This is a genomic window from Peribacillus sp. B-H-3, assembly GCF_048572925.1.
Classification (GTDB): domain Bacteria; phylum Bacillota; class Bacilli; order Bacillales; family DSM-1321; genus Peribacillus.
Window position 1 is genome coordinate 574,851 of the sequence record NZ_CP183879.1, and the last position, 25,150, is coordinate 600,000.

Here is a 25,150-nt window from a genome sequence, read left to right on the forward strand (position 1 = left end):
CCTGTGGGTCAAAAGGTAAATCCAGTCGGTTTGCGTATCGGGATCATTCGTGATTGGGAATCAAAATGGTACGCTGATAAAGACTACGCAGCACTTTTGCATGAAGACCTTAAAGTTCGTGAGTACATCACGAAGCGTTTAAGTGATGCTTCTGTATCTAAAGTAGAAATCGAACGTGCGGCTAACCGCATTAACATTTCTGTACACACTGCTAAACCAGGAATGGTTATTGGTAAAGGCGGTACTGAAGTGGAAGCACTTCGTAAAGCACTTAACCAGTTAACTGGCAAGCGTGTACACATCAATATTATTGAAATCAAAAGAGCTGATCTTGATGCAAAATTAGTTGCAGAAAACATCGCTCGCCAGCTTGAAAACCGTGTATCTTTCCGTCGTGCACAAAAACAGGCTATCCAACGCACTATGCGTTCTGGCGCACAAGGAATCAAAACAATGGTATCTGGACGCTTAGGCGGCGCTGATATCGCTCGTGCTGAACATTATAGCGAAGGAACTGTTCCACTTCACACACTTCGCGCTGATATCGACTATGCACATGCTGAAGCTGATACTACTTATGGTAAGCTTGGCGTGAAAGTATGGATCTATCGTGGAGAAGTTCTTCCTACTAAGAAGAAATCCGAGGAAGGAGGAAAATAATATGTTATTGCCTAAACGCGTTAAATACCGTCGCGAACATCGCGGTAAGATGAGAGGTAATGCTAAAGGCGGCACTGAAGTTCATTTTGGTGAATTCGGTTTGCAGGCTCTTGAAGCATCATGGATCACTAACCGCCAAATCGAAGCTGCCCGTATTGCAATGACTCGTTACATGAAACGTGGCGGTAAAGTTTGGATTAAAATCTTCCCAAGCAAGCCGTTCACTGCAAAACCTCTTGAAGTACGGATGGGTTCTGGTAAAGGTGCTCCTGAAGGCTGGGTAGCAGTAGTGAAACCAGGAAAAGTTATGTTTGAAATCTCCGGTGTATCTGAAGAGGTGGCACGAGAAGCATTGCGCCTTGCAGCACACAAACTTCCTATTAAATGTAAGTTTGTAAAAAGAGAAGAAATTGGTGGTGAATCAAATGAAAGCTAATGAAATCAAAGAACTTACCACTGCCGAAATTGAACAAAAAGTAAAATCTCTTAAAGAAGAACTATTTAATCTTCGTTTCCAGTTAGCTACTGGACAACTTGAAAATACAGCACGCATCCGTGAAGTGCGCAAATCGATCGCTCGTATGAAAACAGTTGTTCGCGAAAGAGAGATCGGTGTCAACAATCGATAATGAATGGAGGTTTGCAGAATGAGCGAACGCAACCAACGCAAAGTCTACACTGGACGCGTAGTATCCGACAAAATGGATAAAACGGTAACCGTTGTTGTAGAGACCTATAAAAAGCATTCTTTATACGGTAAGCGCGTGAAATATTCTAAAAAGTTTAAAGCTCATGACGAGCAAAACGAAGCTAAAATTGGCGATGTAGTACGTATTATGGAAACTCGTCCACTTTCAGCTACAAAACGCTTCCGTCTTGTAGAAGTAGTAGAAAAAGCTGTTATTATTTAATTCAGTTCGGATTAAGTAAATCCGAAGGGAGGTTTCGTACATGATCCAACAGGAATCACGTTTAAAAGTCGCTGACAACTCTGGTGCCCGTGAGGTTCTTACAATTAAAGTACTTGGTGGCTCTGGCCGTAAAACTGCTAACATCGGTGATATAATCGTGTGTACAGTAAAACAAGCAACACCAGGTGGCGTTGTTAAAAAGGGTGACGTAGTTAAAGCAGTTGTTGTCCGTACAAAACGCGGTGTACGTCGTCCTGACGGTTCTTACATTCGTTTCGATGAGAATGCTTGTGTAATTATCCGTGACGATAAGAGCCCGCGTGGAACACGTATCTTTGGACCAGTTGCTCGTGAATTGCGCGACAACAGCTTCATGAAGATTGTTTCTCTAGCTCCAGAAGTTCTGTAATGATAAATATTTGTAAAAAGCCTTTCAAGGAGGTGCGAAGCTAATGCATGTTAAAAAAGGTGACAAAGTCGTGGTCATCTCTGGTAAGGACAAAGGCAAACAAGGTGTTATCCTTGAAGCATTCCCTAAGAAAAATCGAGTGCTTGTAGAAGGAGTTAACATCGTGAAGAAGCATTCAAAGCCATCTCAAGTTAATCCGCAAGGCGGAATTAACAGCCGAGAAGCTGCTATTCACGTATCCAACGTTATGCCGCTTGATCCGAAATCAGGTAATCCGACTCGTGTTGGTTACAAGATGGTAGACGGCAAAAAAGTACGCGTAGCTACAAAATCAGGTGAATCTTTAGATAAATAAGTCATTAAAGAAGGGAGGTACACGAAATAATGAACCGCCTAAAGGAAAAATTCCAAAAAGAAGTTTCTCCAGCTCTTATGAGCAAGTTTAACTATAAGTCAGTAATGCAAGTGCCACAGCTTGATAAAATTGTGGTAAACATGGGTGTCGGTGATGCTGTTTCTAATTCAAAAGCTTTAGATAACGCTGTTGAAGAATTAACATTGATCACTGGTCAAAAACCTGTTGTTACAAAAGCAAAGAAATCAATCGCTGGTTTCCGTTTACGTGAAGGCATGCCTATCGGAGCGAAAATCACATTGCGCGGCGAGCGTATGTATGAATTCTTTGATAAACTAGTATCTGTTTCTTTACCACGTGTACGTGACTTCCGCGGTGTTTCCAAGAAGTCATTTGATGGTCGCGGTAACTACACATTAGGTATTAAAGAACAACTTATTTTCCCTGAAATTGACTATGATAAAGTGAGCAAAGTCCGTGGTATGGATATCGTTATCGTAACGACTGCTAACACAGACGAAGAAGCTCGCGAATTACTTACTCAATTCGGAATGCCGTTCCAAAAGTAATCTCTAAATAAAGGGAGGCGAAAACGTGGCTAAAAAATCTATGATCTTAAAGCAAAAGCGCGGATCAAAGTTTAAAGTGCAAGAATACACACGCTGCGAACGTTGCGGACGTCCACATTCTGTATACCGTAAATTTAAGCTTTGTCGTATTTGTTTCCGCGAACTTGCATATAAAGGACAAATTCCTGGTGTTAAGAAAGCCAGCTGGTAAAACCCGAGTTTGGGAAGGAGGTAAATTAAAATGGTCATGACAGATCCTATTGCAGATATGCTTACTCGCATCCGTAATGCGAATATGGTTCGTCACGAAAAACTAGAGGTTCCTGCTTCTAAGATCAAAAGAGACATTGCTGAGATCTTAAAGCGCGAAGGCTTCGTACGTGACGTTGAATTTATCGAAGACAATAAACAAGGTATTATCCGTATCTTCTTGAAATACGGTGCTAACAACGAGCGTGTAATCACTGGATTAAAGCGTATCAGCAAGCCTGGTCTACGTGTTTATGCAAAAACTGGTGAGGTTCCACGCGTTCTTAATGGTTTAGGTATCGCAATTGTTTCTACTTCTCAAGGAGTTTTAACAGACAAGGAAGCTCGCGCTAAACAAGTTGGCGGAGAAGTTCTAGGATACGTTTGGTAATACATTTTCACAAGAATGGAGGTGCACTAGATGTCACGTATAGGTAAAAAACCTGTTGAAATCCCTAACGGCGTAACAGTTACACTTAACGAAAATGCTGTAACTGTTAAAGGCCCTAAAGGTGAATTAACAAGATCTTTTAATCCTGATCTTTCAATCACTGTTGAGGAGAACGTTCTAACTGTAGTTCGTCCTTCTGACGCGAAGGAACACCGTGCTTTACACGGTACCACTCGCGCAGTTATCTCAAATATGGTTGAGGGTGTTTCAAAGGGATTTGAAAAATCACTTGAACTTATCGGTGTTGGTTACCGTGCACAAAAGCAAGGTACTAAGCTTATCCTTAACGTAGGATACTCTCACCCGGTAGAAATCGAACCTGAAACAGGACTTGAAGTTGAAGTTCCTTCCAATACAAAAATCATCGTAAGAGGCGCTAACAAAGAACGTGTAGGAGCACTTGCTGCTAACATTCGCGATGTACGCCCTCCTGAGCCTTATAAAGGCAAAGGTATCCGTTACGAAGGTGAATTCGTTCGCCGCAAAGAAGGAAAAACTGGTAAGTAATGCCGCATAGGTAAACGAAAGGAGTGACGTAAATGATTACGAAGCTTGATAAAAATTCTGTTCGTCAGAAAAGACACGCACGTGTCCGTGCTAAGATTTCTGGAACTGAAGCTCGTCCTCGTTTAAATGTGTACCGTTCTAACAAACACATTTACGCACAATTAATTGACGATGCAAAAGGCATAACTCTTGCAAGTGCTTCTACTCTTGATAAAGAGATCGGCATCGAAGCAACTGGAAATGCTGAAGCAGCTCAAAAAGTTGGCGAACTTATTGCGAAACGCGCTGTAGAAAAAGGAGTTTCTGCTGTGGTATTTGACCGCGGAGGATACCTTTTCCACGGACGTGTAAAAGCACTAGCTGACGCTGCTCGTGAAAATGGATTACAATTTTAATAGTCAAAGGAGGGACAAAGCAGATGCTTCGTATTGATCCTAATAAATTAGAGCTTGAAGAACGTGTAGTTACTATTAATCGCGTAGCTAAAGTTGTAAAAGGCGGACGTCGTTTCCGTTTCACTGCACTTGTAGTTGTAGGCGATAAGAATGGCCACGTTGGATTTGGTACTGGAAAAGCTCAAGAGGTTCCAGATGCAATCCGTAAGGCTATTGAGGATGCTAAGAAAAACCTTGTTACTGTACCTATGGTTGGTACAACAATTCCACATCTTGTGAACGGTCGTTTTGGTGCAGGCCATATCTTATTAAAACCTGCTTCTGAAGGTACTGGAGTTATTGCTGGCGGACCGGTTCGTGCGGTACTAGAATTAGGCGGAGTCAGTGATATCCTTTCTAAATCTTTGGGTTCAAACACACCAATTAACATGGTTCGTGCAACATTAGAAGGAATTAAGCAATTAAAACGTGCTGAAGACGTAGCAAAATTACGTGGTAAATCAGTAGAAGAACTATTAGGATAAGGAGGGAAATCAAATGGCTAATAAATTAGAAATTACCCTCACTCGCAGCTTAATAGGTCGTCCTGAAGACCAGCGCGTTACAGTTAACACACTGGGTCTACGCAAAATGCATCAAACAGTTGTTCATGATGATAACCCTGCGATTCGCGGTATGATTACCAAAGTTGCTCATCTTGTTACTGTAAAAGAACAATAAAATATATTTTCTCTTAACAAGGAGGTGCCAACATGAAACTTCATGAGTTAAAAGCTGCAGAAGGTTCTCGTAAAGAACGTAAACGTAAAGGACGCGGTATCGGGTCTGGAAACGGTAAAACAGCAGGTAAAGGTCATAAAGGTCAAAACGCTCGTTCAGGCGGCGGTGTCCGTCTAGGTTTTGAAGGAGGTCAAACTCCATTATTCAGACGTTTACCGAAACGCGGTTTTACAAACATCAACCGTAAAGATTACGCTATTGTGAATCTTGATGTACTTAACCGCTTCGAAGACGGTACTGAAGTAACACCTGCTCTATTAATCGAGACAGGTATCGTCAGCAAAGAAAAAGCAGGAATCAAGATTCTTGCAAAAGGAAACGTTGAGAAAAAGCTTACTGTTAAAGCTCACAAATTCTCCTCTGCCGCTAAAGAAGCTATCGAAGCTGCCGGCGGTCAAACTGAGGTGATCTAATGTTTCGTACGATCTCCAATTTTATGCGCGTGGGTGAAATAAGAAACAAAATTATTTTTACCCTGTTAATGTTAGTCGTCTATCGCATCGGTACATTTATACCTGTACCGAATGTGAATGCCGACTTATTAGCTTCACAGGATCAGCTAAGCGTCTTTGGTATTCTTAATACCTTTGGCGGAGGTGCTCTTAAGAAATTTTCCATATTAGCTATGGGGATCATGCCTTACATTACTGCCTCAATCATCATTCAGCTGCTCCAGATGGACGTTGTGCCTAAGTTCACTGAATGGTCTAAGCAAGGAGAAGCAGGGCGCCGCAAGTTAGCTCAGTTTACCCGTTATGGCACCATCATACTTGGATTTATCCAAGCTTTTGGTATGTCATATGGCTTTAATAATTTAGCTGGCGGTCAACTGATTCAAAATCCTGGAGTAGGAACTTACCTGCTTATTGCAACTGTCCTGACGGCCGGTACAGCTTTTCTATTGTGGCTTGGTGAGCTTATTACTGCTAAAGGTGTTGGCAATGGTATCTCCATTATTATCTTTGCTGGGATTGTTGCTGGAATACCTACTACGGTTAACCAGATTTATGCTCAGCAGTTTGAAAATGCAGGAGATCAGCTTTTCTTGAAAATCGTTACTGTTGCCCTTATCATTATTGCAATATTAGCCGTTGTGGTTGCTGTTATTTTCATTCAGCAAGCACTTCGTAAAATCCCGATCCAATACGCAAAACGTGCTGCAGTCGGACGCACACAGGTGGGAGGCCAGTCCACTCACTTGCCTTTGAAAGTGAATGCTGCGGGAGTTATTCCCGTCATCTTTTCAATGGCGTTTATCATTACTCCGAGGACGATTGCCTCGTTCTTTGGTTCTAATAACGTAACACAATGGATAGAAGCTACATTTGACTATACCAAGCCAATCGGCATGATTGTCTATGTTGCCCTGATCATTGCCTTCTCTTACTTTTATGCTTTCATTCAGGTCAATCCTGAACAAATGGCGGACAATTTAAAGAAACAAGGCGGTTACGTTCCGGGAATACGTCCTGGTAAAAGCACTCAAGACTATTTGACTCGTGTGTTATACCGTTTGACGTTTGTAGGCTCTATATTCTTAGCGATAGTAGCCATACTGCCGGTCATCTTCATCCAGCTTGCTAATTTGCCGCAATCAGCCCAAATCGGCGGAACAAGCTTGCTAATCGTTGTCGGGGTTGCCCTTGATACGATGAAACAGCTTGAAGCGCAATTAGTGAAGCGCCACTATAAAGGTTTTATAAAGTAATGAGTTTTGGGAACAGGTTTGTGTTCCCTTGCCCATTATGGAGTTTGAGGGGGAACTAATTGTGAATCTTGTGTTGATGGGACTGCCAGGTGCTGGTAAAGGTACCCAGGCCGAAAGAATCGTAGAAAAGTATAACATCCCTCATATTTCAACTGGAGATATGTTCCGGGCAGCTATTAAAGATAGCACGGAGCTTGGCTTACAGGCTAAATCATTCATGGATAAAGGCGAACTTGTACCTGATGAAGTTACAATTGGCATTGTGCGTGAACGACTAGGCAAACAAGATTGTGAACATGGTTTCTTGCTTGATGGCTTTCCTCGTACGGTTGCCCAGGCAGATGCACTTGAAAACATTCTTGGAGATTTAAATCGTAAAATTGATTTTGTTATTAATATCGATGTTGATAAAGCTATACTCATGGAAAGATTAACTGGCCGCCGTATTTGTAAATCATGCGGTGCTACTTATCATCTTGTTTTCAATCCTCCTGCAAAAGAGGGAGTATGCGATCGCTGCGGCGGTGAACTTTATCAGCGTGCTGACGATAATGAAGAAACCGTTCAGAATCGCTTGGATGTAAATCTTAAGCAGACACAGCCACTTCTTGATTTCTATGAATCTAAAGGGTATGTGCGCAACATTAACGGACAGCAGGATATTAACAAAGTTTTTGAAGACGTTGATGTGCTCCTCAAAGGATTGCGTTAATGATCATTTGTAAAACTCCTCGCGAAATAAACATCATGCGTGAAGCCGGAAGAATTGTTGCTTTAACTCATCAAGAGCTAAAGGAACATATTGCTCCAGGCATTACGACTAAAGAGCTGGATAGAATTGCTGAAAGCTTTATAGATAAACATGGTGCATTCCCTTCATTTAAAGGGTATAATGGATTTCGCGGCAGTATTTGCACATCTGTTAACAATGAACTTGTCCATGGTATTCCAGGGGATCGGGTTTTGTATGAAGGCGATTTGATAAGTATCGATATCGGTGCTGAATATAATGGCTATCATGGAGACTCCGCTTGGACATATCCGGTCGGCAAAATTGATGTAGAAATGCAGCGACTCTTAGAAGTTACCGAAGAGTCATTATATAGAGGGTTGAAAGAAGCTAAGCCAGGCGTGCGCCTTTCAAACATCTCCCATGCTATTCAAACCTATGTCGAGGCTAATAACTTCTCAATTGTGAGAGAGTATGCAGGCCACGGAATCGGTCAAGACTTACATGAGGATCCAACAATTCCTCATTTCGGTCCACCTGAAAAAGGTCCTCGGTTAATGCCTGGTATGGTGCTCGCTGTTGAACCAATGGTGAATGCCGGTAGCAGATATGTGAAGACCTTAGAGGATAACTGGACTGTAGTAACGGTTGACGGAATGATGTGTTCTCATTTTGAGCATACAATTGCAATCACAGACAAAGGGTTTGATATTCTTACTATACTTTGAAGTGGCTGCACTGAATGCTGATGATCTGAGTTCACGCATAGAGAAGGGAGAATCATTTAATGGCGAAAGATGATGTAATTGAAGTAGAAGGTAAGGTTTTAGAAACTTTGCCAAATGCAATGTTTAAGGTAGAATTAGAAAATGGTCATACTGTTTTAGCTCATGTATCCGGTAAAATTCGTATGCACTTTATTCGCATTTTGCCTGGTGATAAAGTAACAGTTGAGCTTTCCCCGTATGATCTAACTCGCGGCAGAATCACATACCGATTTAAATAAATCGGTTACGCTCCGATCTGTATAAGGAGGTTAGATAGCAATGAAAGTCAGACCATCTGTAAAGCCAATCTGCGAAAAGTGTAAAGTTATCCGCAGAAAAGGTAAAGTTATGGTTATTTGCGAAAACCCTAAACATAAACAAAAACAAGGCTAATTAGAAGGAGGTGCACTAAAGCATGGCACGTATTGCTGGTGTAGATATTCCCCGTGACAAACGTATTGTCATTTCTTTAACATACATTTACGGTATTGGTAAACAAACAGCTATCAAGGTTCTTGCTGAAGCTGGTGTTTCTGAAAACACACGTGTACGGGACTTAACAGAAGATGAATTAAATAAAATCCGTGATATCATTGACAAGTTAAAGGTAGAAGGCGACCTTCGCCGTGAAATCTCCCTTAACATCAAACGTCTAATGGAAATCGGCAGCTTCCGCGGTCTTCGTCACCGTCGTGGACTACCTGTTCGTGGACAAAATACTAAAAACAATGCTCGTACGCGTAAAGGACCTCGTCGTACAGTAGCTAACAAGAAAAAATAATCAGTAAAGGAGGTTACTTTTCATGGCACGTAAAACTAATACACGTAAACGTCGTGTGAAAAAGAATATAGAAACTGGTATTGCACATATTCGTTCTACATTTAACAACACTATTGTTACGATCACAGATGCTCATGGTAACGCTATTTCTTGGTCAAGTGCAGGAGCTTTAGGTTTCAGAGGTTCACGTAAATCTACTCCATTCGCTGCACAAATGGCTGCAGAAACTGCTGCTAAAACATCTATCGAACATGGTATGAAAACTCTTGAAGTAACAGTTAAAGGCCCTGGTGCTGGTCGTGAAGCAGCTATCCGTGCTCTTCAAGCTGCTGGTCTTGAAGTAACTGCTATTAAAGATGTAACTCCAGTTCCGCATAACGGATGCCGTCCGCCAAAACGTCGCCGTGTTTAATTTTTCTGTATAGAATTTTGTATCCTTGTCTATAATGGGATACAATACTAGGTTTGCGTTCTTACAGAAGGATTATTTCAGTTGTTGCGCACAAGCGGGAACGTATACATGGGGAATTTCGGTTACATGTGAATAGATATTCACTAGCCGGGGTTTTGACGTTTTGAAGGAGGGTTTAATGAATGATCGAAATAGAAAAACCAAAAATCGAAACGGTTGAAATCAACGATGACGCCAAGTATGGCAAGTTCGTCGTAGAGCCACTAGAGCGTGGGTATGGTACTACCTTGGGTAATTCCCTGCGTCGTATTCTTTTATCCTCACTTCCAGGTGCTGCTGTCACATCTATACAAATTGATGGAGTGCTGCATGAGTTCTCAACAATTGAAGGCGTCGTAGAAGATGTAACTTCTATCATTCTAAATGTGAAAAAGCTAGCTCTTAAGATTTATTCCGATGAAGAAAAGACGCTTGAAATTGATGTGCAGGGAGATGGAGTCATTACAGCAGCCGATATTACCCATGATAGCGATGTTGAAATTCTGAATCCTGAATTGTACATTGCTACCATCGGCAAAAATGGCCATATGCGCATGCGTTTAACAGCACGCCGAGGCCGCGGTTATACTCCTGCAGATCAGAATAAAAGAGAAGATCAGCCAATTGGCGTGATTCCGATCGATTCTATCTACACTCCTGTCTCTCGTGTGTCCTACCAGGTAGAAAATACACGTGTAGGCCAGTTGTCCAATTTCGACAAGTTAACTCTTGATGTTTGGACAGATGGAAGCAATGCTCCGCAAGAAGCTGTAGCACTAGGAGCCAAGATTTTAACAGAGCATTTGAATATCTTTGTTGGTTTAACGGATGAAGCACAAAATGCTGAAATCATGGTAGAAAAAGAAGAAGACCAAAAAGAAAAAGTCTTGGAGATGACCATCGAAGAGCTTGATCTTTCAGTCCGTTCTTACAACTGCCTGAAACGTGCCGGAATCAACACCGTTCAAGAGCTTGCTCATAAAACGGAAGAAGATATGATGAAAGTGCGTAACTTGGGACGCAAATCACTTGAAGAAGTGAAAGCGAAACTTGAAGAATTAGGCCTTGGTCTGCGTAAAGATGACTGACTTCTAGATAGCCTGGTGCTACGCTAGGATTTTGGTCTGAACCTTAAATAAAGAATATAACACTTCAACAAAGGAGGGAATCCTCAATGGGTTACAGAAAGTTAGGACGCACTAGCGCCCAACGTAAAGCATTACTTCGTGATCTAGCTACTGATCTAATTATCCATGAGCGCATTGAAACTACAGAAGCACGTGCTAAAGAATTACGTTCTGTTGTAGAAAAAATGATCACTCTTGGCAAACGCGGTGACTTGCATGCACGCCGTCAAGCTTCTGCTTACGTGCGCAATGAAGTGGCTGATGCTGAAAAAGGTCAAGATGCCGTTCAAAAATTGTTCAGTGACATTGCTTCACGTTATGAAGAACGTCAAGGCGGTTACACACGCATCATGAAAATGGGACCACGCCGCGGTGACGCTGCACCAATCGTGGTTATCGAACTAGTTTAATAACGATGGAATAAAAGGGCGGGACAGTTGAACATTACCCTGTCTTCTGCCCTTTTTCTCTATCTTTATTTTACCTTTGAACCCTACAAGAATACGCTTGAGTGATACGATGGCTGGCAGCCCTTTTTCTGGGAGCCTTCACGTCTAGCTCTCGCACCCCTTCCCGCTTTTCAGTAAGCGTTAATAAGATATTCCTGGTTAACGGATCAGGACCATGTAAGCTGCTCTTAATTTGCCGATAATTTTCGGCGGAAGGGGTGCAGCGTTTTTTTATATCCAAAAATAGAAGTTATTCATTTTATAAGCGAGCAGAGCTGAGATATGATAGAGAAATAGCTGAGTACAGGGAGGGCCACATGAAAGAGAAGCTGGTTTCTTTAGAGGATGTTATTTTTAAATATGAAGATCAGGAGAGGAATGCCGTAGATGGTGTTTCTTTTGATATATATAAAGGTGAGTGGCTGGCAATCGTAGGCCATAATGGTTCAGGAAAATCAACAATGGCAAAATTGCTAAACGGCCTTCATTTTGCAGATTCAGGGAGAATACTCATTAATGGCAGTCCTTTGACAGAGGAAACAGTTTGGGATGCCCGCAAAAGGATAGGGATGGTGTTTCAAAACCCCGACAATCAATTTGTAGGAACCACTGTTCAAGATGATGTGGCTTTTGGTTTGGAAAATTCAGGTGTTCCGCAAAATGTTATGGTTGAGCGTGTGCATAATGCCCTGAAAAAGGTCAAAATGGACACATTTCTCGATCAAGAGCCGCACCATCTCTCAGGAGGTCAGAAGCAGCGTGTGGCTATTGCAGGAGTACTGGCACTTCGCCCGGATATTATTATTCTGGATGAAGCGACGTCCATGCTCGATCCGCGCGGGCGTGAGGAAGTGCTGGGAACGGTCAGGCAATTGAAAGATGAAAATATCTTAACTGTTATTTCCATTACCCATGACTTAGAAGAAGCTTCGCGAGCCGACCGGATTATTGTCATGAATCAGGGAAAGGTTTACCGTGAAGGGACCCCTGCTGAGATTTTTAAATTGGAAAATGAACTATTGGAATTAGGGCTGGATATCCCTTTTACTGTAAAGCTGAGCAAAGCATTGCGTATGCAGGGGATTGATGTTGAAAGTGGCCATCTGATAGAGGAAGAGCTGGTGAAGGATTTATGCGAATCACACTTCAAGATGTAGAATATCGTTACCAGGCTTCGACCCCCTTTGAGCATCGTGCACTGCATGATGTCAACATTGACATTCAATCAGGATCTTACGTTGCTATCATTGGACATACAGGGTCTGGAAAGTCCACACTTTTGCAGCACCTAAATGCCTTGCTTAAGCCCACAAAAGGGAAGGTTACCATTGGTGAGCGGACCATAGAGTCTGGAAGGAAAGAGAAGGAGCTGCGGCCGATACGAAAGAAAGTGGGTATCGTCTTCCAGTTTCCTGAGCATCAGCTGTTTGAAGAAACCGTTGAAAAGGATTTGATTTTTGGACCCATGAATTTTGGGGTTTCTGAGGAAAAAGCGAAAATCCTGGCCAGAAAAGCTCTTAAGCAGGTGGGCATGGACGAGGATATTCTATACAAATCTCCTTTTGATTTATCAGGAGGGCAAATGAGAAGAGTAGCCATTGCCGGTGTCCTTGCCATGGAGCCGGAAGTAATTGTACTTGATGAACCTACAGCAGGTTTAGATCCGCGCGGGCGCAAGGAAATTATGGATATGTTCTATAGCCTTCATAAGGAAAGAGGCATTTCTACGATCCTGGTTACCCATAGTATGGAGGATGCAGCACGTTATGCTGATGAAATCATTATCATGCACCAGGGGACAGTCTTTCAAAAAGGGGCTCCGCTTGAAATTTTTTCACAGCCGAAACAATTGATGGAACTGGGGCTTGATGTGCCTGATACAGTCCGTTTTCAGCTGAAGCTTCAGGAAAAGCTGGGAATAGCCTTTGAGAGGCCTTGTTTAACAATTGGTGACCTCGCCAGTGAGGTTAAAAAGGTCTTGGAACGGAGGGGAGATAATGCTTGATAAAATGATATTAGGCCGCTATGTCCCAATGAATTCCCTGCTTCACAAAATGGATCCAAGGGCAAAATTAATTCTGGTCTTCTTTTTTGTATGCATCATCTTCCTTGCAGATAATTGGAAAGCGTACACGGTTGTCGGGGTTTTTACTATTTCTTTGATCATCCTTTCAAAAATCCCATTCGGTTTTCTTTATAACGGACTTAAGCCTATTTTTTTCCTGATTATTTTTACCTTCCTTCTTCAAATCTTTTTCAATAAGGAAGGAGCCATTCTTTATAAATTCAATTGGATTGAAATCCATGAAGAAGGCCTGAGACAAGGGATATTCATCTCTCTCCGGTTTACCTTTTTGATTATGGTTACTTCTCTATTAACGTTGACTACTACGCCTATTTCGATAACCGACGGAATGGAGGAGCTTCTGAATCCTTTAAAAAGATGGAAGCTGCCTGTCCATGAACTGGCTCTCATGATGTCGATCTCCCTCCGCTTTATTCCGACGCTTATGGAAGAGACGGATAAGATTATGAAAGCACAGACTGCAAGAGGCGTCGATTTTTCATCCGGGCCTATTAAAAATCGGATCAAGGCAATTGTCCCCTTGCTTGTTCCGTTATTCGTCAGCTCTTTTAAAAGGGCAGAGGAATTGGCCATTGCCATGGAAGCCAGGGGATATCGCGGCGGTGAAGGCAGGACGAAATACCGCCAGCTGAAATGGCAGGCCATAGATTCTTTGCTGCTGCTTGCTCTTTTTGTGCTGACTATCATTTTATTTTATTTACGATATTGGGCGTAAGGACGGTTCATATGAGATATAAAGCTGTTGTTTCCTATGACGGAACCGGTTTTGCAGGCTATCAGGTTCAGCCTTCTAAACGGACCGTTCAGAGTGAGATTGAGCAGGCACTTAGAAAGATGCATAAAGGGCAGGAAGTTAAAATCACTGCCTCAGGAAGAACCGATGCAGGAGTCCATGCACGCGGACAGGTTGTGCATTTTGATTCTCCATATGAATTTCCTGAAGTCAATTGGATTAAGGCGCTGAATGCCTTATTGCCGGATGATATAGCCATCCTGCAGCTTCAGCCTGCAGCAGCTGACTTTCATGCAAGGTTTGATGCTAAGGGAAAAGAATACAGGTACGTTATATCCCGCTCCTCCCAGCGGGATCCATTTAGAAGGCATTATGCCCATCATTATCCTTATCCGCTGGATGAATCCCGTATGAAGGAAGCGATGGCATATTTAAAGGGTACCCATGACTTTACAAGCTTTTGTTCGGCAAAAACGGAAGTGTCTGATAAAGTGAGGACCATTCAAGAAATTGAATTGGCTGACGAAGGAGATACTTTAGTTTTTTCTTTCAGAGGAAATGGATTTTTATATAATATGGTCAGGATCCTGTCTGGCACTATCCTTGAAGCAGGCAGCGGGAAATTGGCACCAGGTGATATTCCGCGGATTTTAGAGGGGAAGGATCGGGCTCTGGCTGGGAAAACGGCTCCAGGCCATGGTTTATACTTGTGGAAAGTTCATTATGATTAATCGTGAAAAAAAATCTTCATGACAACTAAACCTGGTGTAACATTCTCTTGACAATGTCTTCTCGAGAATATAATATAATATGGTATGTATTTTAATCCCGCGATAAGCCCCGGAAGTTTATTGTGATTGAAAATAAATATAACAAAATGGATGAACATTTTTTAGGAGGGTAATCATGCGTACAACATTTATGGCGAAAGCTAGCGAAGTTGATCGTAAATGGTATGTAATCGATGCTGAAGGTCAAACTTTAGGTCGTCTTGCTAGTGAAGTAGCAGCCATCTTACGCGGCAAAAACAAACCTACATTTACACCGAACGTTGACACTGGTGATCATGTTATCTTGATCAATGCAGAAAAGATCGAACTAACTGGTAAGAAACTTACTGACAAAATCTACTACCGTCACACTATGCACCCAGGCGGTCTTAAGACAAGAACTGCTCTTGAGATGAGAACAAACTACCCTGAGAGAATGCTTGAGCTTGCTATCAAAGGCATGCTTCCAAAGAACTCTCTTGGTCGTCAAATCTTTAAAAAATTGCACGTATACGCTGGCGGCGAGCATAAGCACGAAGCTCAACAGCCTGAAGTATATGAATTACGCGGATAATTAATAAGGAGGTTACTATCTTGGCACAAGTTCAATATTATGGTACTGGTCGCCGTAAGAGCTCTGTAGCTCGTGTACGTTTAGTACCAGGCGAAGGTCGCGTTGTTATCAACGGACGTGGAATTGATGAATATATCCCATTCGAAGCATTGCGTGAAATAGTGAAGCAGCCCCTAGTTGCTACTGAAACTACTGGCACATACGATATTCTTGTAAATGTTAATGGCGGTGGATACACTGGACAAGCTGGAGCAATCCGTCACGGCATCGCTCGTGCATTGCTGCAAGTTGATCCTGAATACCGTCCTTCATTGAAATCTGCAGGACTATTAACTCGTGACGCACGTATGAAAGAACGTAAAAAATACGGTCTTAAAGGTGCTCGTCGTGCACCTCAGTTCTCAAAGCGTTAATTTTTGGCGCTCGGGAGGCTCTCAACCATTTTGGTTGGGGGTCTTTTTTATGCTTAAAACTTACCTTTGACCACATTTTGACCACGAAATTATTTTTGACCACATATGACCACCTCTAAAGCTCAATATATTTTTGAAATTTTTCAGCGGTCTGTTCTTTTAAAGTGTCTGTTACGTGTGTATAGACGTTCATTGTCATTTGAATATCTGAGTGACCTAATCGTTCCTGAACCTCTTTAATGCTTGCTCCGGCTTCAAATAACAAAGAAGCATGTGTATGGCGTAATCCATGAATAGTGATAGGGTGTAAATTGTGTTGCTTAACTAAACCATTCAGCTTCTCGTTTAAATAAGCTAATCTGAGTGGAGTACCGTCTGACCTAGTAAATACTATGTTGTTTTGTCCCTGCTTTTCCCCATAAGCCAAATTCTCTTCAATTTGGCTTATACGCCACTTTTTTAGCAAAGAAAGGGTTTGGAGGTATCTAAGCTAATTAAACGCCTAGAATCCTTGGTTTTAGGTGTTTGAAAGACATCTGTACCGTTTGCTTGAAAAAGAGTCTTCCACAACCGAATAGATCCTGCTTCGAAATCAATGTCATCCCAGGTAAAGTGCGGAATCATCTATCTTAAAAAAGGGCTCAAAGTATGAACTCCCTTATTAAGATAGATATCCTTTTAACGAGGCGTGCATCTTCCGCCATTAATGAACTTTGTCTTTAGAGACATCCTACCGCCAGACTTATTACCTTATCTCCTTTTCTTACCACCGGACTTATTGCCTTTAGAGCCATTCCTGCCGCCGGATTTGTTGCCTTTAGAGCCATTCCTGCCGCCGGATTTATTACCTTTAGAACCGTTCTTACCGCCGGATTTATTACCTTTAGAACCGTTCTTACCACCGGATTTGTTGCCCTTGGAACCGTTCTTACCACCGGATTTATTGCCTTTAGAACCGTTCATGCCGCCGGATTTATTACCCTTGGACCTATTTTTTTTACCAGAATTATCGCCTTTGCCGTTTTTTTCACCAGACTTATTGTCTTTAGATTTGTTTTTCATTTCGATTGTAAGAGTATCATAATCTTTTTCTACCGGGTTATTTACCATAAATCCTGCAAGGCCGTTATGAGCTGAATCAGAAATTGCTTTTGCAATATCGTATGTTACCGTCAATAAAATTCATCCTTCCTGAAATTGCTTTTTAATCCATCGTATGAATTTTTTTATCAGTTGCTTGGGCATTAAGAGCCCTCTGATAAAATTTGATAAAAACCTGTGTAGGTCACCGTTTTACTGAGGGTACATAATTTAGAAACAAAAAGAAATTTTTAGGGAGAGTTCTATCGTGAATAGTTATAAAGTCTATATTCATCCTAAAGATCTTCAAACCTTAAACAAGGATATTTGGAGTGATGATGTAGTTCCAGGAATACTCAAGCACGATGCAAAGAAATTATTAATTGATATTACCTATAGGGGAGACTCCATAAGAAAATATAAAAAAAAATCCTATCAAATTACCTTTAAAAAACCTTATGTAGTAAATAGGAATCACGTGATCCATTTAAACAGCGAGTATAAGGATCCTTCCCTGATCCGAAACAAGCTGTCCCTGGATTTTTTCAGAAGTCTGGGGGTTATTACACCACGGGCACAGCATGCTTTGTTATATTTGAATGGCCAATTTAAGGGGATTTATCTTGAGCTTGAATCATTTGATGAATTTTTTCTAAAGAAATGGAATCTTCCTGAAGGTGCAATCTTTTATGCGACTGACAATGATGCAAATTTTTCTTTATTGACTGAAGAAGAAGAAGCAAAAACAGAAATACTTCAGGGATATTCTGAAGTATTCGATACTAATGGGAAAGGTGAGCAGTTGCTCTCTGATCTTATTTACAAGATTAACACTCTGTCCAATCTGGAATTTGAACGCGAAATACCTAAGATGATTGATATAGAAAAGTATTTGAAATGGCTTTCGGGAGTTGTATGCACACAGAATTTCGATGGTTTTATCCATAACTATGCCCTTTATTGGAACAGTGGGACGGGCCTTTTTGAAATTTCCCCTTGGGATTGTGATGGAACATGGGGAAGGAATAGACATGGGGAGTTACTGCCGTACGACTATATACCAATTGAGGGGTATAACACATTGTCTGCCCGGATTCTTTATAACTCCACATTTCGAAGCTTATACAAGAAAATCATGGAGGATATCCTCAAGAATAAATTTACTGAATACCAGCAAAAACCATTGATTTATGCGGAGATTGAAAAAATAAAACCATGGATTGATAAAGATCCATATATGGTGAAGAAAATGCCGGTTTTTTTATCAGAATCCCAATTCATACTGGATTTTGTCCGGAACAGAAGGCTGTACTTATTAAGGGAGTTAGTTCACTTATCTTAATTCCGTTAGTTCTTTACTTGGCTGCTTTTATTTCCTAATTTGACAGGTACACGAAATAGGGCATTTACTATAGTACTTTGTCTCACATATAGTACAGGAAAACTAATTTTAGGAGGAAAAAAGCAGCATGAATAAGGATATGATGCAGTCATTAGTTGGAAAGATACTAAGGGTGGACAGAGGCGGAGCAGAATCACGAGTTGGGAAACTTCTAGCTGTAGGAGAAGATTATTTTACTCTTATGACAAAGGAAGATGGTGTGATTTTTGATAAAACACACACCTCAGTTCTCAAAGCGTTAATTTTTGGCGCTCGGGAGGCTCTCAGCCATTTTGGTTGGGGGTCTTTTTTATGCCGTGAAAGTTTTCTTTCCCATATATTAAGGAATTATTCCAATTGGGTTTTAACTGGCACAAACATAGACAGAGCTTTTTAACCGCTGAATCAATTTCCTTAGAATCTTAAGTTACACAAAGCAGAACAGATGTAGGCATTGATTAACTAATTGCACCTTATCTGAACCACCGAACCAGAATCAAGTTATAATTAGTGACCGCTGTCATTATATCCTCATACATAAAGCCTCCCAAAAAAATAGCTCAGTCATCCTGATAAATAATTGCCATCCGCAAAATCACCAAAAAAAAGAATCACCGCACCCAGCATGCAAACACTAATAATAAACCGGGAAATACTCCGGGAAATGGGGTCTGACCCCATCAGTGAGGTGCTAGGATGAATGTAATTACAACTTTAAAGGAACGGCAGAGGGAGAAGCAGGTTAAGTATGAGAGAAGGCTGCTTAGGGATTTGTCGATTGAAAATATGAAGAAGAGAGTGTTTCAGCATTTTGGTTCGGATAAGTCGATTGGCATTTATTTTTCGGATGTTTTAGAAGAGGGCTGCTTTGATATAGCAATAGAGGCTTTTTTGCTTGGTGCCCGTTTCAGCAAGTTTGGCTATTACGGCGAATCGGAGGATATGGCCCGGTTACGATGCGCTCAGGAAGAAAAGCATCTGATTGATACGCTTTTTAATTTCATTTTATATTGGGGAAAAGTCGGTGATATCGATTTGTACAGTGAAGATCTTTATTATCGCTGCACAGCTTATGTAGAGGTGTGGTGGAAAGACGGCTTTGGCAAAGGAGAAAAAAGATATAAAATGCGTCTTCATTAATTCATGTAGAATCAGCAAGCATGTAAGCAGTTCTATTTTCAGGTGTTGTCCCATATTTTTAAATATGGAGGACTAGCCGGAAGGAGAACTGTATGAAAAGAAAGCTAATATATACGGGGATTGCTGTTGGCTTTATTGCCTTGTTTTTAATGATTGGCATAAAATTTATGGATGATGACTCCTGGAAGTCATGGAACCTGCCGCTTACAGGCAAAGTAATTGTACTGGATGCGGGACATGGAGGGCCGGACGGCGGAGCAAATGTTAATTCTATTGTTGAAAAGGAAGTATCATTGGCTGTCACTTTAAAGCTGAGGGATTTTCTTCAGGAACAAGGCGCTTTTGTTGTGCTGACAAGAAAAAATGATAAAGACCTGGCTGATAAGGATACCAAGGGCATTCGGATGAGGAAGCAGCAAGATCTTCGGAATCGGGTGAAGATGATTAATCAATCTAATGCAGATCTCTTCCTGAGCATCCATTTAAATGCTTTTCCGTCCTCAAAGTGGAAAGGGGCGCAAACCTTTTATACCGCTCGCTATGAGGAAAATGAGAGGGCGGCCCAGTTTATTCAGGCCGAAATAAAGAGAAATTTGGAGAACACCTCAAGGAGTGCGAAAATCATCAACAATATCTATCTGATGAGAAATGCAAAAAAACCGGGAGCTCTGGTTGAAATCGGGTTTCTGTCGAATCCTGAAGAGCGTGGAAACCTGATCAAGGATACTTATCAGGAAAAAATTGCGGCGTCTATCTATAAGGGCGTGCTGAGATATTTTACGGAAGACACGGTTCCGTCAAAAGATCAGCAATAGGTGAAAAAGGCAGTGCATAACCATCTTTCATGTCCAGGCATGAGAATCGGAAAAAGCACTGCCTTTTTATTTTAGTTCTGTCAAAATTGCCTCTGGTTTTCTGCATCAGCCGTTCGCATTCGGGAGGTGAGTGGTCTATGTCAGTCCGCTTTCCCTTCTGATTACCTTGATGGGTTGATAGTGCTTTCAATTAATTCAGCCTCCTGCTAATGTTTGAGGTTTCAGAAACATTTAAGGTGTGTGGTATACTATTATTTGAAAAATGAATTCACTAAAGGTGGGTGTCTGTTTTGATTACTGAAGAAAAAGTATTCGACTTACTTAAGGGCTTAAATGACCCTTTTCTGCATAAAACATTAAATGAAACAAATGGGATTCAAGAAGTAAAGATCAAGGCAGAAAAAAACCATGTAAGCGTGAAAATTGCCATTGCTAAGACCGGCACAGGGGAACAGCTTCAGCTGCAGACAAAAATTGTGGAATTGCTTAAAAGCAATGGTGCTGATTCAGTTGGAATCCGCTTTACTGACTTGCCGGAAGAAGAATTGGCAAAACATCGCGTAAATACACCGGAAGAGGCTCCTGGTTTACTTAGCCCTAACAGCAAAACTGCCTTTATTGCCATTGCGAGCGGAAAGGGAGGAGTAGGCAAATCTACCATTTCGGTTAACTTTGCAACTGCTTTAGCCCGCCTAGGCAAAAAAGTTGGATTAGTGGATGCTGATATCTATGGATTTAGTGTTCCGGATATGATGGGGATCTCTAACCGTCCTGTTGTAAGGGGCAAGAAAATCATTCCGGTTGAACGCTTTGGAGTAAAAGTCATTTCAATGGGCTTCTTTGTGGAAGATAATGCTCCAATTATCTGGAGAGGGCCCATGCTTGGAAAGATGCTTAACAGCTTCTTCAATGAAGTGGAATGGGGAGACCTTGATTACCTCGTACTTGACTTGCCTCCTGGAACCGGAGATGTAGCGCTGGATGTACATACCATGCTTCCTTCCTGCAAGGAAATCATCGTCACTACCCCGCATCCGACAGCAGCCTTTGTAGCAGCCAGAGCGGGTGCCATGGCTATCAAAACAGAACATGAAGTAATTGGTGTCATCGAAAATATGTCCTTTTTTGAAAGCAAGACAACTGGCGAGAAGGAATACGTATTCGGTCAAGGCGGAGGAGAAAAGCTGGCAGAAGAACTTCGCACAGAAGTATTGGGACAGCTGCCGCTGCAGCAGCCTGACTGGAACGAAGAAGACTTTGCTCCGTCCATATATGCTCCAGAGCATCGTTTAGGCAGAATTTATACCGACATTGCCGAAAAAGTAATCAATAAACTGCAGAATTAAAAAGCAGTATCAGATTGCGTCCTGGCAATCCTAAACGGGAATATAAGGCCTTCGCTGCCTTTGAAACCATGTCTATAGATTGTTCATAAAGAGGTAAACTAAAAGTGGGATGGCCGTGTTTTTGGCCATCCCATTTTTCTTTCATTGTTTTTTGCTGTTATCTTCAGGCTGTGCTTGCTTGTCCCCGCTTGTGCCTTTACTGCCTGATGCAGCTGCTGACTTCTGGGTTTGCGCGGCGGCATTTAAAAGAATGTCTTGTATCTTTGCCCTGACAAGAGGGCTGTCCATCGTTTCGATGAGAGTTTGCTTTGAAAACTCCCGCATTTCTTTGGTTTTTAACAAATCATTAAATTCCTTTTGTAATTCAGGCTCCTTCATCACTTCAATAATCATCCCGCGGTATTGGGGATCTTTAGTCATATCTTTCAGTAAACGCTCATGTTCAGTTTTCAATCCCTTAGCATAGGCGGCGGCAAATTTCGGATCTTTAAAAGCTTTTTCCCAGAATTGTTTTCCTTTATCGGAAGTAACGGTCTTCTCAATGGAATCTGTCACTACTTTTTGATCCATAATCAGCTGGCTTTTTACTGAATCATCATTCATAACATCTTGTATAGCCTTTTTTCCTTCATCGGTCTTTAATATATCGACAACCATTTTTTTCGTTGCTTCATAATCCATTTTTTCAGCACCTGCACCGCTTTGGCCGCAGCCGGCACAAGCTAAGCAAAGCATGGAAAAAAGAAGTAAAGTAACCCCAAATTTCATACTCAGAGCCCCTTTCTTAACATCATATTTTTAATATGGGTCAGTGCCGGAAATTTATTCGCCGCATAGAAAATGTGGCATTTTGATATGCTGATTGGTACAATCAAGGAAAAAGAGAATAGTGTTGGGGGAAAATAATGAACAGCAGGAATATAGTTCGCTTATTTGTAACAACATTAATTTTGGGCGGTTTAACCGGAGGGATTGTGGGATATTTAGCGCGCTGGAATGAGTTTGCGCATCTCTTTACTTCTGCAGATGTGAAGGGAATTCTTACAAGTTTTATATGGCTTGTTGGCGTGGGCTTTATCTTCAGTGTAATCAGCCAGGCAGGCTTTTTTGCATATCTGACTGTTCACAGGTTTGGACTTGGCCTGTTTAAGAGCGTGTCCTTGTGGAATTCAGTACAAGTTGTTTTGATGGTATTTGTCCTGTTCGATTTTATTTATCTTCGCCATTCTAATGCAGAAACAAAAGGCAGTTTGCTTACTGATTTAACACTTGTTTCTCTTATTGTCATTATTGCATTCATTGTGGCGTATTTGAAAATGAAGCAAACCAATAAGTCAGCATTCATACCTGCTTTATTTTTTATGACGGGCATCACAATCATTGAATGGGTTCCGGTACTTAGAACGAATGACCAGGGATGGCTTTATTTCATGTTGATAACTCTTCTGGTGTGCAACACCTATCAGCTGCTTATTTTAAATAGCATGATTGAAGCGTCACAAAAGGAGTTAGCTGCTAAAAAGGGATTGCCGCGAGCAGAAACTTCAGAACAATCTGGCAAATAGAAACCCAAGGCAAAATAAAAACACAGGTCCAAGGCATACCTTGAACCTGTGATTTTATTTGATTTCTTCGGTATTTGTGCTCGAGTTTGAAATCATTTGTGAAATTGTAACAAAGGTAAGGTCTTTTGATCGCAGTTCATCCAGAATTTCAGGCAAAGCTTTGTTCGTTTGCTTGGCGGAGTCTGATGCATGAAGCAGTATGATATCCCCTTTGCCGGCCTGGTCGACATTATTTATGATTACCTTGACCCCTGGGTTGGTCCAGTCCTTGGAATCTACACTCCAATGGACCACCGTGTATCCCATCTTTTCGCTGATTTTTAGAAGCCTTTTGTCAAAATGCCCCGTTGGAGCCCTCAGGAATTCAATATCACTAATATTCAATTTTTTGAATACCTCCTGTGCCTTGGAGATATCACGTAGGATTTCTTCATCCTTTAAGTCGGAATAATCCTTGTAGGCATAGCCGAGCAACCCGATTTCAAAGCCTTCTTTGCTGATTCGGGCCACAGTGTCAGGGTGCCGTTCTGCCCAAGCACCGGAAAGAAAAAAGGTAGCCGATTTTATATTTTCTTTTTTTAGCGTGTTCAAAATCGGTATTGCCCGTTCATCTCCCCATCCAATATTAAAAGTGAGTGCAACATTCTTTTCGCCTTTATAAACAGCCTTTGGGCCATCTGGCGAAGAAAAGACAGGTATTTTAACATCTTGCACAAAAAGAAACCAAGCTGCCGCTAAAGAAGTCAGGAGAATCAGGGAAAGCTGTTTTATGGTTCGTGCGTTAAGAACCAAAAAGAAATTCAATCATCATCACCTCGTCCAGATGCTCTTGTCTCATCCTATGTGTTTTTCATAAAGATATGCCAAATTTGAGGGGAGGCATTATAAAAAAAAGATTTATGGAAAAAATAAGGGGAAACGGGTTTAGAGGTGAAATGATGCTTGGATTCGTGATAAATGAAAAAGAACAGAAAGAAATGGAATATATCGTAAAAAGGGAGCTGGACGAAATCCTTTTTGATTTGCAGGATGACAGGATTGACCATATTGTTAAAAGAGCGATGGAAGAAAGATATAAAATCCTTTTTAACTTATTCAAGCGGGTCGCGCCGTCAAATGAATGCATGAAATATATGAGGATAACTCCCGGTCAATGATATAAGAAAATAAAAATGATATGTTTTGGTGAAAAAGTTGTTGACCACAGTAAAAAAGGCTGATATATTAAAAAAGCTGTTGTTAGCAAAGGGATTTTAAACAAGTATTAAAAAACTTTTTAAAAACTTTTTCCAAAAAAATGTTGACAGACAGATAGAGGTTTGGTAAGATATTAAAGTCGCTTACGAGATAAACGACCGAGATTGCTCTTTGAAAACTGAACAAAACTAAGCGCCAACGTTTTAAAATAGTGAGCACACACTCTAAAAGCAAATGAGCAAGTCAAACATTTCTTCGGAGAGTTTGATCCTGGCTCAGGACGAACGCTGGCGGCGTGCCTAATACATGCAAGTCGAGCGAATGGATGGGAGCTTGCTCCCTGAAGTTAGCGGCGGACGGGTGAGTAACACGTGGGCAACCTGCCTGTAAGACTGGGATAACTTCGGGAAACCGGAGCTAATACCGGATACGTTCTTTCCTCGCATGAGGAAAGATGGAAAGACGGTTTCGGCTGTCACTTACAGATGGGCCCGCGGCGCATTAGCTAGTTGGTGAGGTAATGGCTCACCAAGGCCACGATGCGTAGCCGACCTGAGAGGGTGATCGGCCACACTGGGACTGAGACACGGCCCAGACTCCTACGGGAGGCAGCAGTAGGGAATCTTCCGCAATGGACGAAAGTCTGACGGAGCAACGCCGCGTGAGCGAAGAAGGCCTTCGGGTCGTAAAGCTCTGTTGTTAGGGAAGAACAAGTGCCAGAGTAACTGCTGGCACCTTGACGGTACCTAAC

The 25,150-nt window shown here is 41.6% G+C and carries 40 protein-coding genes and 1 rRNA gene (1 of these 41 running past the window's edge); 37 read left to right on the forward strand and 4 right to left on the reverse strand.

The genetic code is table 11. The features are described 5' to 3' along the window. The first annotated feature begins 3 nt into the window (after positions 1-3). The 29 genes from rpsC (at position 4) to rpsI (ending at position 15,875) form a co-directional block, all read left to right on the forward strand. Positions 4-660 carry a 30S ribosomal protein S3 gene (rpsC, locus tag ACN6MY_RS02685; protein WP_071351388.1) on the forward strand — a complete coding sequence of 219 codons (657 nt, stop codon included), beginning with the start codon at positions 4-6 and terminating at the stop codon, positions 658-660. Position 661: 1 nt separating this feature from the next. Then, positions 662-1,096 (forward strand): 50S ribosomal protein L16, encoded by a 435-nt coding sequence (gene rplP / locus ACN6MY_RS02690; RefSeq protein WP_071351387.1) that lies wholly within the window; start codon positions 662-664, stop codon positions 1,094-1,096. Continuing rightward, entirely contained in the window at positions 1,086-1,289 is a 204-nt protein-coding gene (gene rpmC, locus ACN6MY_RS02695; RefSeq protein WP_028390454.1) for a 50S ribosomal protein L29, read from the forward strand. Before rplP ends, rpmC begins: the two co-directional genes overlap by 11 nt. A gap of 18 nt (positions 1,290-1,307) precedes the next feature. After that, a complete protein-coding gene (rpsQ, locus tag ACN6MY_RS02700) occupies positions 1,308-1,571 on the forward strand; it encodes a 30S ribosomal protein S17 (protein ID WP_071351385.1) in 264 nt (87 codons plus the stop codon). 40 nt (positions 1,572-1,611) lie between these two features. Continuing rightward, entirely contained in the window at positions 1,612-1,980 is a 369-nt protein-coding gene (rplN, locus tag ACN6MY_RS02705; RefSeq protein WP_071351384.1) for a 50S ribosomal protein L14, read from the forward strand. Between the two features lie 43 nt (positions 1,981-2,023). Further along, the gene (gene rplX, locus ACN6MY_RS02710) at positions 2,024-2,335 is read left to right on the forward strand and encodes a 50S ribosomal protein L24 (RefSeq protein ID WP_071351383.1); all 312 of its coding nucleotides are present in this window, start codon (positions 2,024-2,026) and stop codon (positions 2,333-2,335) included. Positions 2,336-2,364: 29 nt separating this feature from the next. Further along, positions 2,365-2,904: a 50S ribosomal protein L5 gene (gene rplE / locus ACN6MY_RS02715; protein WP_071351382.1), complete on the forward strand. Its 540-nt coding sequence runs from the start codon at positions 2,365-2,367 to the stop codon at positions 2,902-2,904. Positions 2,905-2,929: 25 nt separating this feature from the next. Continuing rightward, positions 2,930-3,115: a type Z 30S ribosomal protein S14 gene (locus ACN6MY_RS02720; RefSeq protein WP_071351381.1), complete on the forward strand. Its 186-nt coding sequence runs from the start codon at positions 2,930-2,932 to the stop codon at positions 3,113-3,115. A gap of 30 nt (positions 3,116-3,145) precedes the next feature. Further along, positions 3,146-3,544 (forward strand): 30S ribosomal protein S8, encoded by a 399-nt coding sequence (rpsH, locus tag ACN6MY_RS02725; protein ID WP_071351380.1) that lies wholly within the window; start codon positions 3,146-3,148, stop codon positions 3,542-3,544. A 30-nt stretch (positions 3,545-3,574) separates the two neighbouring features. Then, positions 3,575-4,111: a 50S ribosomal protein L6 gene (rplF, locus tag ACN6MY_RS02730; RefSeq protein WP_419882657.1), complete on the forward strand. Its 537-nt coding sequence runs from the start codon at positions 3,575-3,577 to the stop codon at positions 4,109-4,111. A gap of 32 nt (positions 4,112-4,143) precedes the next feature. Beyond that, entirely contained in the window at positions 4,144-4,506 is a 363-nt protein-coding gene (gene rplR / locus ACN6MY_RS02735) for a 50S ribosomal protein L18 (protein WP_071351378.1), read from the forward strand. 23 nt (positions 4,507-4,529) lie between these two features. Then, positions 4,530-5,030, forward strand: a complete 501-nt coding sequence (rpsE, locus tag ACN6MY_RS02740; protein WP_071351377.1) for a 30S ribosomal protein S5 — start codon at positions 4,530-4,532, stop codon at positions 5,028-5,030. A gap of 13 nt (positions 5,031-5,043) precedes the next feature. Next, positions 5,044-5,226 carry a 50S ribosomal protein L30 gene (rpmD, locus tag ACN6MY_RS02745; RefSeq protein WP_053349054.1) on the forward strand — a complete coding sequence of 61 codons (183 nt, stop codon included), beginning with the start codon at positions 5,044-5,046 and terminating at the stop codon, positions 5,224-5,226. 32 nt (positions 5,227-5,258) lie between these two features. Continuing rightward, positions 5,259-5,699: a 50S ribosomal protein L15 gene (rplO, locus tag ACN6MY_RS02750; RefSeq protein ID WP_071351376.1), complete on the forward strand. Its 441-nt coding sequence runs from the start codon at positions 5,259-5,261 to the stop codon at positions 5,697-5,699. After that, positions 5,699-6,994 carry a preprotein translocase subunit SecY gene (gene secY / locus ACN6MY_RS02755; protein WP_071351375.1) on the forward strand — a complete coding sequence of 432 codons (1,296 nt, stop codon included), beginning with the start codon at positions 5,699-5,701 and terminating at the stop codon, positions 6,992-6,994. Before rplO ends, secY begins: the two co-directional genes overlap by 1 nt. Before the next feature lie 61 nt (positions 6,995-7,055). Then, positions 7,056-7,706 (forward strand): adenylate kinase, encoded by a 651-nt coding sequence (locus ACN6MY_RS02760; protein ID WP_071351374.1) that lies wholly within the window; start codon positions 7,056-7,058, stop codon positions 7,704-7,706. Beyond that, positions 7,706-8,452, forward strand: coding sequence for a type I methionyl aminopeptidase (map, locus tag ACN6MY_RS02765; RefSeq protein WP_419882658.1), 747 nt, complete (start codon positions 7,706-7,708; stop codon positions 8,450-8,452). Before ACN6MY_RS02760 ends, map begins: the two co-directional genes overlap by 1 nt. Positions 8,453-8,511: 59 nt before the next feature. Further along, a complete protein-coding gene (gene infA, locus ACN6MY_RS02770) occupies positions 8,512-8,730 on the forward strand; it encodes a translation initiation factor IF-1 (RefSeq protein WP_071351372.1) in 219 nt (72 codons plus the stop codon). 40 nt (positions 8,731-8,770) lie between these two features. Further along, the gene (rpmJ, locus tag ACN6MY_RS02775) at positions 8,771-8,884 is read left to right on the forward strand and encodes a 50S ribosomal protein L36 (protein ID WP_003156543.1); all 114 of its coding nucleotides are present in this window, start codon (positions 8,771-8,773) and stop codon (positions 8,882-8,884) included. 22 nt (positions 8,885-8,906) lie between these two features. Further along, entirely contained in the window at positions 8,907-9,272 is a 366-nt protein-coding gene (rpsM, locus tag ACN6MY_RS02780) for a 30S ribosomal protein S13 (RefSeq protein WP_071351371.1), read from the forward strand. Between the two features lie 22 nt (positions 9,273-9,294). Then, positions 9,295-9,684: a 30S ribosomal protein S11 gene (gene rpsK, locus ACN6MY_RS02785; RefSeq protein ID WP_040372575.1), complete on the forward strand. Its 390-nt coding sequence runs from the start codon at positions 9,295-9,297 to the stop codon at positions 9,682-9,684. Positions 9,685-9,866: 182 nt separating this feature from the next. Further along, positions 9,867-10,811, forward strand: a complete 945-nt coding sequence (locus ACN6MY_RS02790; RefSeq protein ID WP_071351370.1) for a DNA-directed RNA polymerase subunit alpha — start codon at positions 9,867-9,869, stop codon at positions 10,809-10,811. 86 nt (positions 10,812-10,897) lie between these two features. Continuing rightward, complete coding sequence (gene rplQ / locus ACN6MY_RS02795; RefSeq protein ID WP_090991237.1) at positions 10,898-11,260, forward strand: 50S ribosomal protein L17; 363 nt, start codon at positions 10,898-10,900, stop codon at positions 11,258-11,260. A gap of 356 nt (positions 11,261-11,616) precedes the next feature. Further along, positions 11,617-12,456, forward strand: a complete 840-nt coding sequence (locus ACN6MY_RS02800) for an energy-coupling factor ABC transporter ATP-binding protein (RefSeq protein WP_419882659.1) — start codon at positions 11,617-11,619, stop codon at positions 12,454-12,456. After that, positions 12,432-13,304 (forward strand): energy-coupling factor ABC transporter ATP-binding protein, encoded by an 873-nt coding sequence (locus ACN6MY_RS02805; protein ID WP_419882660.1) that lies wholly within the window; start codon positions 12,432-12,434, stop codon positions 13,302-13,304. The genes ACN6MY_RS02800 and ACN6MY_RS02805 overlap by 25 nt, the downstream gene beginning before the upstream one ends. Further along, a complete protein-coding gene (locus ACN6MY_RS02810) occupies positions 13,297-14,100 on the forward strand; it encodes an energy-coupling factor transporter transmembrane component T family protein (RefSeq protein WP_419882661.1) in 804 nt (267 codons plus the stop codon). Before ACN6MY_RS02805 ends, ACN6MY_RS02810 begins: the two co-directional genes overlap by 8 nt. A gap of 11 nt (positions 14,101-14,111) precedes the next feature. Further along, a complete protein-coding gene (truA, locus tag ACN6MY_RS02815; RefSeq protein ID WP_419882662.1) occupies positions 14,112-14,849 on the forward strand; it encodes a tRNA pseudouridine(38-40) synthase TruA in 738 nt (245 codons plus the stop codon). 175 nt (positions 14,850-15,024) lie between these two features. Next, positions 15,025-15,462 (forward strand): 50S ribosomal protein L13, encoded by a 438-nt coding sequence (gene rplM / locus ACN6MY_RS02820; protein ID WP_419882663.1) that lies wholly within the window; start codon positions 15,025-15,027, stop codon positions 15,460-15,462. Positions 15,463-15,482: 20 nt separating this feature from the next. Then, positions 15,483-15,875: a 30S ribosomal protein S9 gene (gene rpsI, locus ACN6MY_RS02825; protein WP_419882664.1), complete on the forward strand. Its 393-nt coding sequence runs from the start codon at positions 15,483-15,485 to the stop codon at positions 15,873-15,875. Positions 15,876-15,990: 115 nt separating this feature from the next. Here rpsI and ACN6MY_RS02830 read toward each other — a convergent pair whose 3' ends face one another. Then, positions 15,991-16,302, reverse strand: coding sequence for a tyrosine-type recombinase/integrase (locus ACN6MY_RS02830; RefSeq protein WP_419882665.1), 312 nt, complete (start codon positions 16,300-16,302; stop codon positions 15,991-15,993). 323 nt (positions 16,303-16,625) lie between these two features. Further along, the gene (locus tag ACN6MY_RS02835; RefSeq protein ID WP_419882666.1) at positions 16,626-17,051 is read right to left on the reverse strand and encodes a hypothetical protein; all 426 of its coding nucleotides are present in this window, start codon (positions 17,049-17,051) and stop codon (positions 16,626-16,628) included. Positions 17,052-17,223: 172 nt separating this feature from the next. Here ACN6MY_RS02835 and ACN6MY_RS02840 point away from each other — a divergent pair, with 172 nt between their 5' ends. From ACN6MY_RS02840 to ACN6MY_RS02860, 5 genes are all read left to right on the forward strand, one after another. After that, positions 17,224-18,297: a CotH kinase family protein gene (locus ACN6MY_RS02840; RefSeq protein WP_419882667.1), complete on the forward strand. Its 1,074-nt coding sequence runs from the start codon at positions 17,224-17,226 to the stop codon at positions 18,295-18,297. A gap of 127 nt (positions 18,298-18,424) precedes the next feature. Further along, entirely contained in the window at positions 18,425-18,733 is a 309-nt protein-coding gene (locus ACN6MY_RS02845; protein ID WP_419882668.1) for a hypothetical protein, read from the forward strand. A 299-nt stretch (positions 18,734-19,032) separates the two neighbouring features. Then, positions 19,033-19,476 (forward strand): YbaK family protein, encoded by a 444-nt coding sequence (locus ACN6MY_RS02850; protein ID WP_419882669.1) that lies wholly within the window; start codon positions 19,033-19,035, stop codon positions 19,474-19,476. Between the two features lie 92 nt (positions 19,477-19,568). Then, a complete protein-coding gene (gene cwlD, locus ACN6MY_RS02855; protein ID WP_419882670.1) occupies positions 19,569-20,291 on the forward strand; it encodes an N-acetylmuramoyl-L-alanine amidase CwlD in 723 nt (240 codons plus the stop codon). A 290-nt stretch (positions 20,292-20,581) separates the two neighbouring features. Then, complete coding sequence (locus tag ACN6MY_RS02860) at positions 20,582-21,637, forward strand: P-loop NTPase (protein ID WP_419882671.1); 1,056 nt, start codon at positions 20,582-20,584, stop codon at positions 21,635-21,637. A 141-nt stretch (positions 21,638-21,778) separates the two neighbouring features. Here the strand turns inward: ACN6MY_RS02860 and gerD are convergent, their stop codons facing one another. Then, on the reverse strand, positions 21,779-22,405 hold the full coding sequence (gene gerD / locus ACN6MY_RS02865) for a spore germination lipoprotein GerD (RefSeq protein ID WP_419882672.1): 627 nt from the start codon (positions 22,403-22,405) through the stop codon (positions 21,779-21,781). Between the two features lie 137 nt (positions 22,406-22,542). Between gerD and ACN6MY_RS02870 the strand changes: the two genes are divergently transcribed. Beyond that, entirely contained in the window at positions 22,543-23,202 is a 660-nt protein-coding gene (locus ACN6MY_RS02870; RefSeq protein WP_419882673.1) for a KinB-signaling pathway activation protein, read from the forward strand. Positions 23,203-23,256: 54 nt separating this feature from the next. On the opposite strand, the gene pdaB is transcribed toward ACN6MY_RS02870, so the two are convergent. Then, on the reverse strand, positions 23,257-24,006 hold the full coding sequence (gene pdaB, locus ACN6MY_RS02875; RefSeq protein WP_419882674.1) for a polysaccharide deacetylase family sporulation protein PdaB: 750 nt from the start codon (positions 24,004-24,006) through the stop codon (positions 23,257-23,259). A 134-nt stretch (positions 24,007-24,140) separates the two neighbouring features. Here pdaB and ACN6MY_RS02880 point away from each other — a divergent pair, with 134 nt between their 5' ends. Then, on the forward strand, positions 24,141-24,359 hold the full coding sequence (locus ACN6MY_RS02880) for a hypothetical protein (protein ID WP_419884053.1): 219 nt from the start codon (positions 24,141-24,143) through the stop codon (positions 24,357-24,359). Positions 24,360-24,651: 292 nt separating this feature from the next. After that, a 16S ribosomal RNA gene (locus ACN6MY_RS02885) occupies positions 24,652-25,150 on the forward strand (it continues 1,052 nt past the right edge of the window).

Excerpts from the sequence above, each read along its gene's own strand:
- rplP (WP_071351387.1), top strand. The coding sequence starts at position 662 with ATGTTATTGCCTAAACGCGTTAAATACCGTCGCGAACATCGCGGTAAG.
- rpmC (WP_028390454.1), top strand. The coding sequence starts at position 1,086 with ATGAAAGCTAATGAAATCAAAGAACTTACCACTGCCGAAATTGAACAA.
- rpsQ (WP_071351385.1), top strand. The coding sequence starts at position 1,308 with ATGAGCGAACGCAACCAACGCAAAGTCTACACTGGACGCGTAGTATCC.
- rplN (WP_071351384.1), top strand. The coding sequence starts at position 1,612 with ATGATCCAACAGGAATCACGTTTAAAAGTCGCTGACAACTCTGGTGCC.
- rplX (WP_071351383.1), top strand. The coding sequence starts at position 2,024 with ATGCATGTTAAAAAAGGTGACAAAGTCGTGGTCATCTCTGGTAAGGAC.
- rplE (WP_071351382.1), top strand. The coding sequence starts at position 2,365 with ATGAACCGCCTAAAGGAAAAATTCCAAAAAGAAGTTTCTCCAGCTCTT.
- rpsH (WP_071351380.1), top strand. The coding sequence starts at position 3,146 with ATGGTCATGACAGATCCTATTGCAGATATGCTTACTCGCATCCGTAAT.
- rplF (WP_419882657.1), top strand. The coding sequence starts at position 3,575 with ATGTCACGTATAGGTAAAAAACCTGTTGAAATCCCTAACGGCGTAACA.
- rplR (WP_071351378.1), top strand. The coding sequence starts at position 4,144 with ATGATTACGAAGCTTGATAAAAATTCTGTTCGTCAGAAAAGACACGCA.
- rpsE (WP_071351377.1), top strand. The coding sequence starts at position 4,530 with ATGCTTCGTATTGATCCTAATAAATTAGAGCTTGAAGAACGTGTAGTT.
- rpmD (WP_053349054.1), top strand. The coding sequence starts at position 5,044 with ATGGCTAATAAATTAGAAATTACCCTCACTCGCAGCTTAATAGGTCGT.
- rplO (WP_071351376.1), top strand. The coding sequence starts at position 5,259 with ATGAAACTTCATGAGTTAAAAGCTGCAGAAGGTTCTCGTAAAGAACGT.
- secY (WP_071351375.1), top strand. The coding sequence starts at position 5,699 with ATGTTTCGTACGATCTCCAATTTTATGCGCGTGGGTGAAATAAGAAAC.
- map (WP_419882658.1), top strand. The coding sequence starts at position 7,706 with ATGATCATTTGTAAAACTCCTCGCGAAATAAACATCATGCGTGAAGCC.
- infA (WP_071351372.1), top strand. The coding sequence starts at position 8,512 with ATGGCGAAAGATGATGTAATTGAAGTAGAAGGTAAGGTTTTAGAAACT.
- rpmJ (WP_003156543.1), top strand. The coding sequence starts at position 8,771 with ATGAAAGTCAGACCATCTGTAAAGCCAATCTGCGAAAAGTGTAAAGTT.
- rpsM (WP_071351371.1), top strand. The coding sequence starts at position 8,907 with ATGGCACGTATTGCTGGTGTAGATATTCCCCGTGACAAACGTATTGTC.
- rpsK (WP_040372575.1), top strand. The coding sequence starts at position 9,295 with ATGGCACGTAAAACTAATACACGTAAACGTCGTGTGAAAAAGAATATA.
- ACN6MY_RS02790 (WP_071351370.1), top strand. The coding sequence starts at position 9,867 with ATGATCGAAATAGAAAAACCAAAAATCGAAACGGTTGAAATCAACGAT.
- rplQ (WP_090991237.1), top strand. The coding sequence starts at position 10,898 with ATGGGTTACAGAAAGTTAGGACGCACTAGCGCCCAACGTAAAGCATTA.
- ACN6MY_RS02800 (WP_419882659.1), top strand. The coding sequence starts at position 11,617 with ATGAAAGAGAAGCTGGTTTCTTTAGAGGATGTTATTTTTAAATATGAA.
- ACN6MY_RS02805 (WP_419882660.1), top strand. The coding sequence starts at position 12,432 with ATGCGAATCACACTTCAAGATGTAGAATATCGTTACCAGGCTTCGACC.
- ACN6MY_RS02810 (WP_419882661.1), top strand. The coding sequence starts at position 13,297 with ATGCTTGATAAAATGATATTAGGCCGCTATGTCCCAATGAATTCCCTG.
- truA (WP_419882662.1), top strand. The coding sequence starts at position 14,112 with ATGAGATATAAAGCTGTTGTTTCCTATGACGGAACCGGTTTTGCAGGC.
- rplM (WP_419882663.1), top strand. The coding sequence starts at position 15,025 with ATGCGTACAACATTTATGGCGAAAGCTAGCGAAGTTGATCGTAAATGG.
- ACN6MY_RS02845 (WP_419882668.1), top strand. The coding sequence starts at position 18,425 with ATGAATAAGGATATGATGCAGTCATTAGTTGGAAAGATACTAAGGGTG.
- ACN6MY_RS02850 (WP_419882669.1), top strand. The coding sequence starts at position 19,033 with ATGAATGTAATTACAACTTTAAAGGAACGGCAGAGGGAGAAGCAGGTT.
- cwlD (WP_419882670.1), top strand. The coding sequence starts at position 19,569 with ATGAAAAGAAAGCTAATATATACGGGGATTGCTGTTGGCTTTATTGCC.
- gerD (WP_419882672.1), bottom strand. The coding sequence starts at position 22,405 with ATGAAATTTGGGGTTACTTTACTTCTTTTTTCCATGCTTTGCTTAGCT.
- ACN6MY_RS02870 (WP_419882673.1), top strand. The coding sequence starts at position 22,543 with ATGAACAGCAGGAATATAGTTCGCTTATTTGTAACAACATTAATTTTG.
- ACN6MY_RS02880 (WP_419884053.1), top strand. The coding sequence starts at position 24,141 with ATGCTTGGATTCGTGATAAATGAAAAAGAACAGAAAGAAATGGAATAT.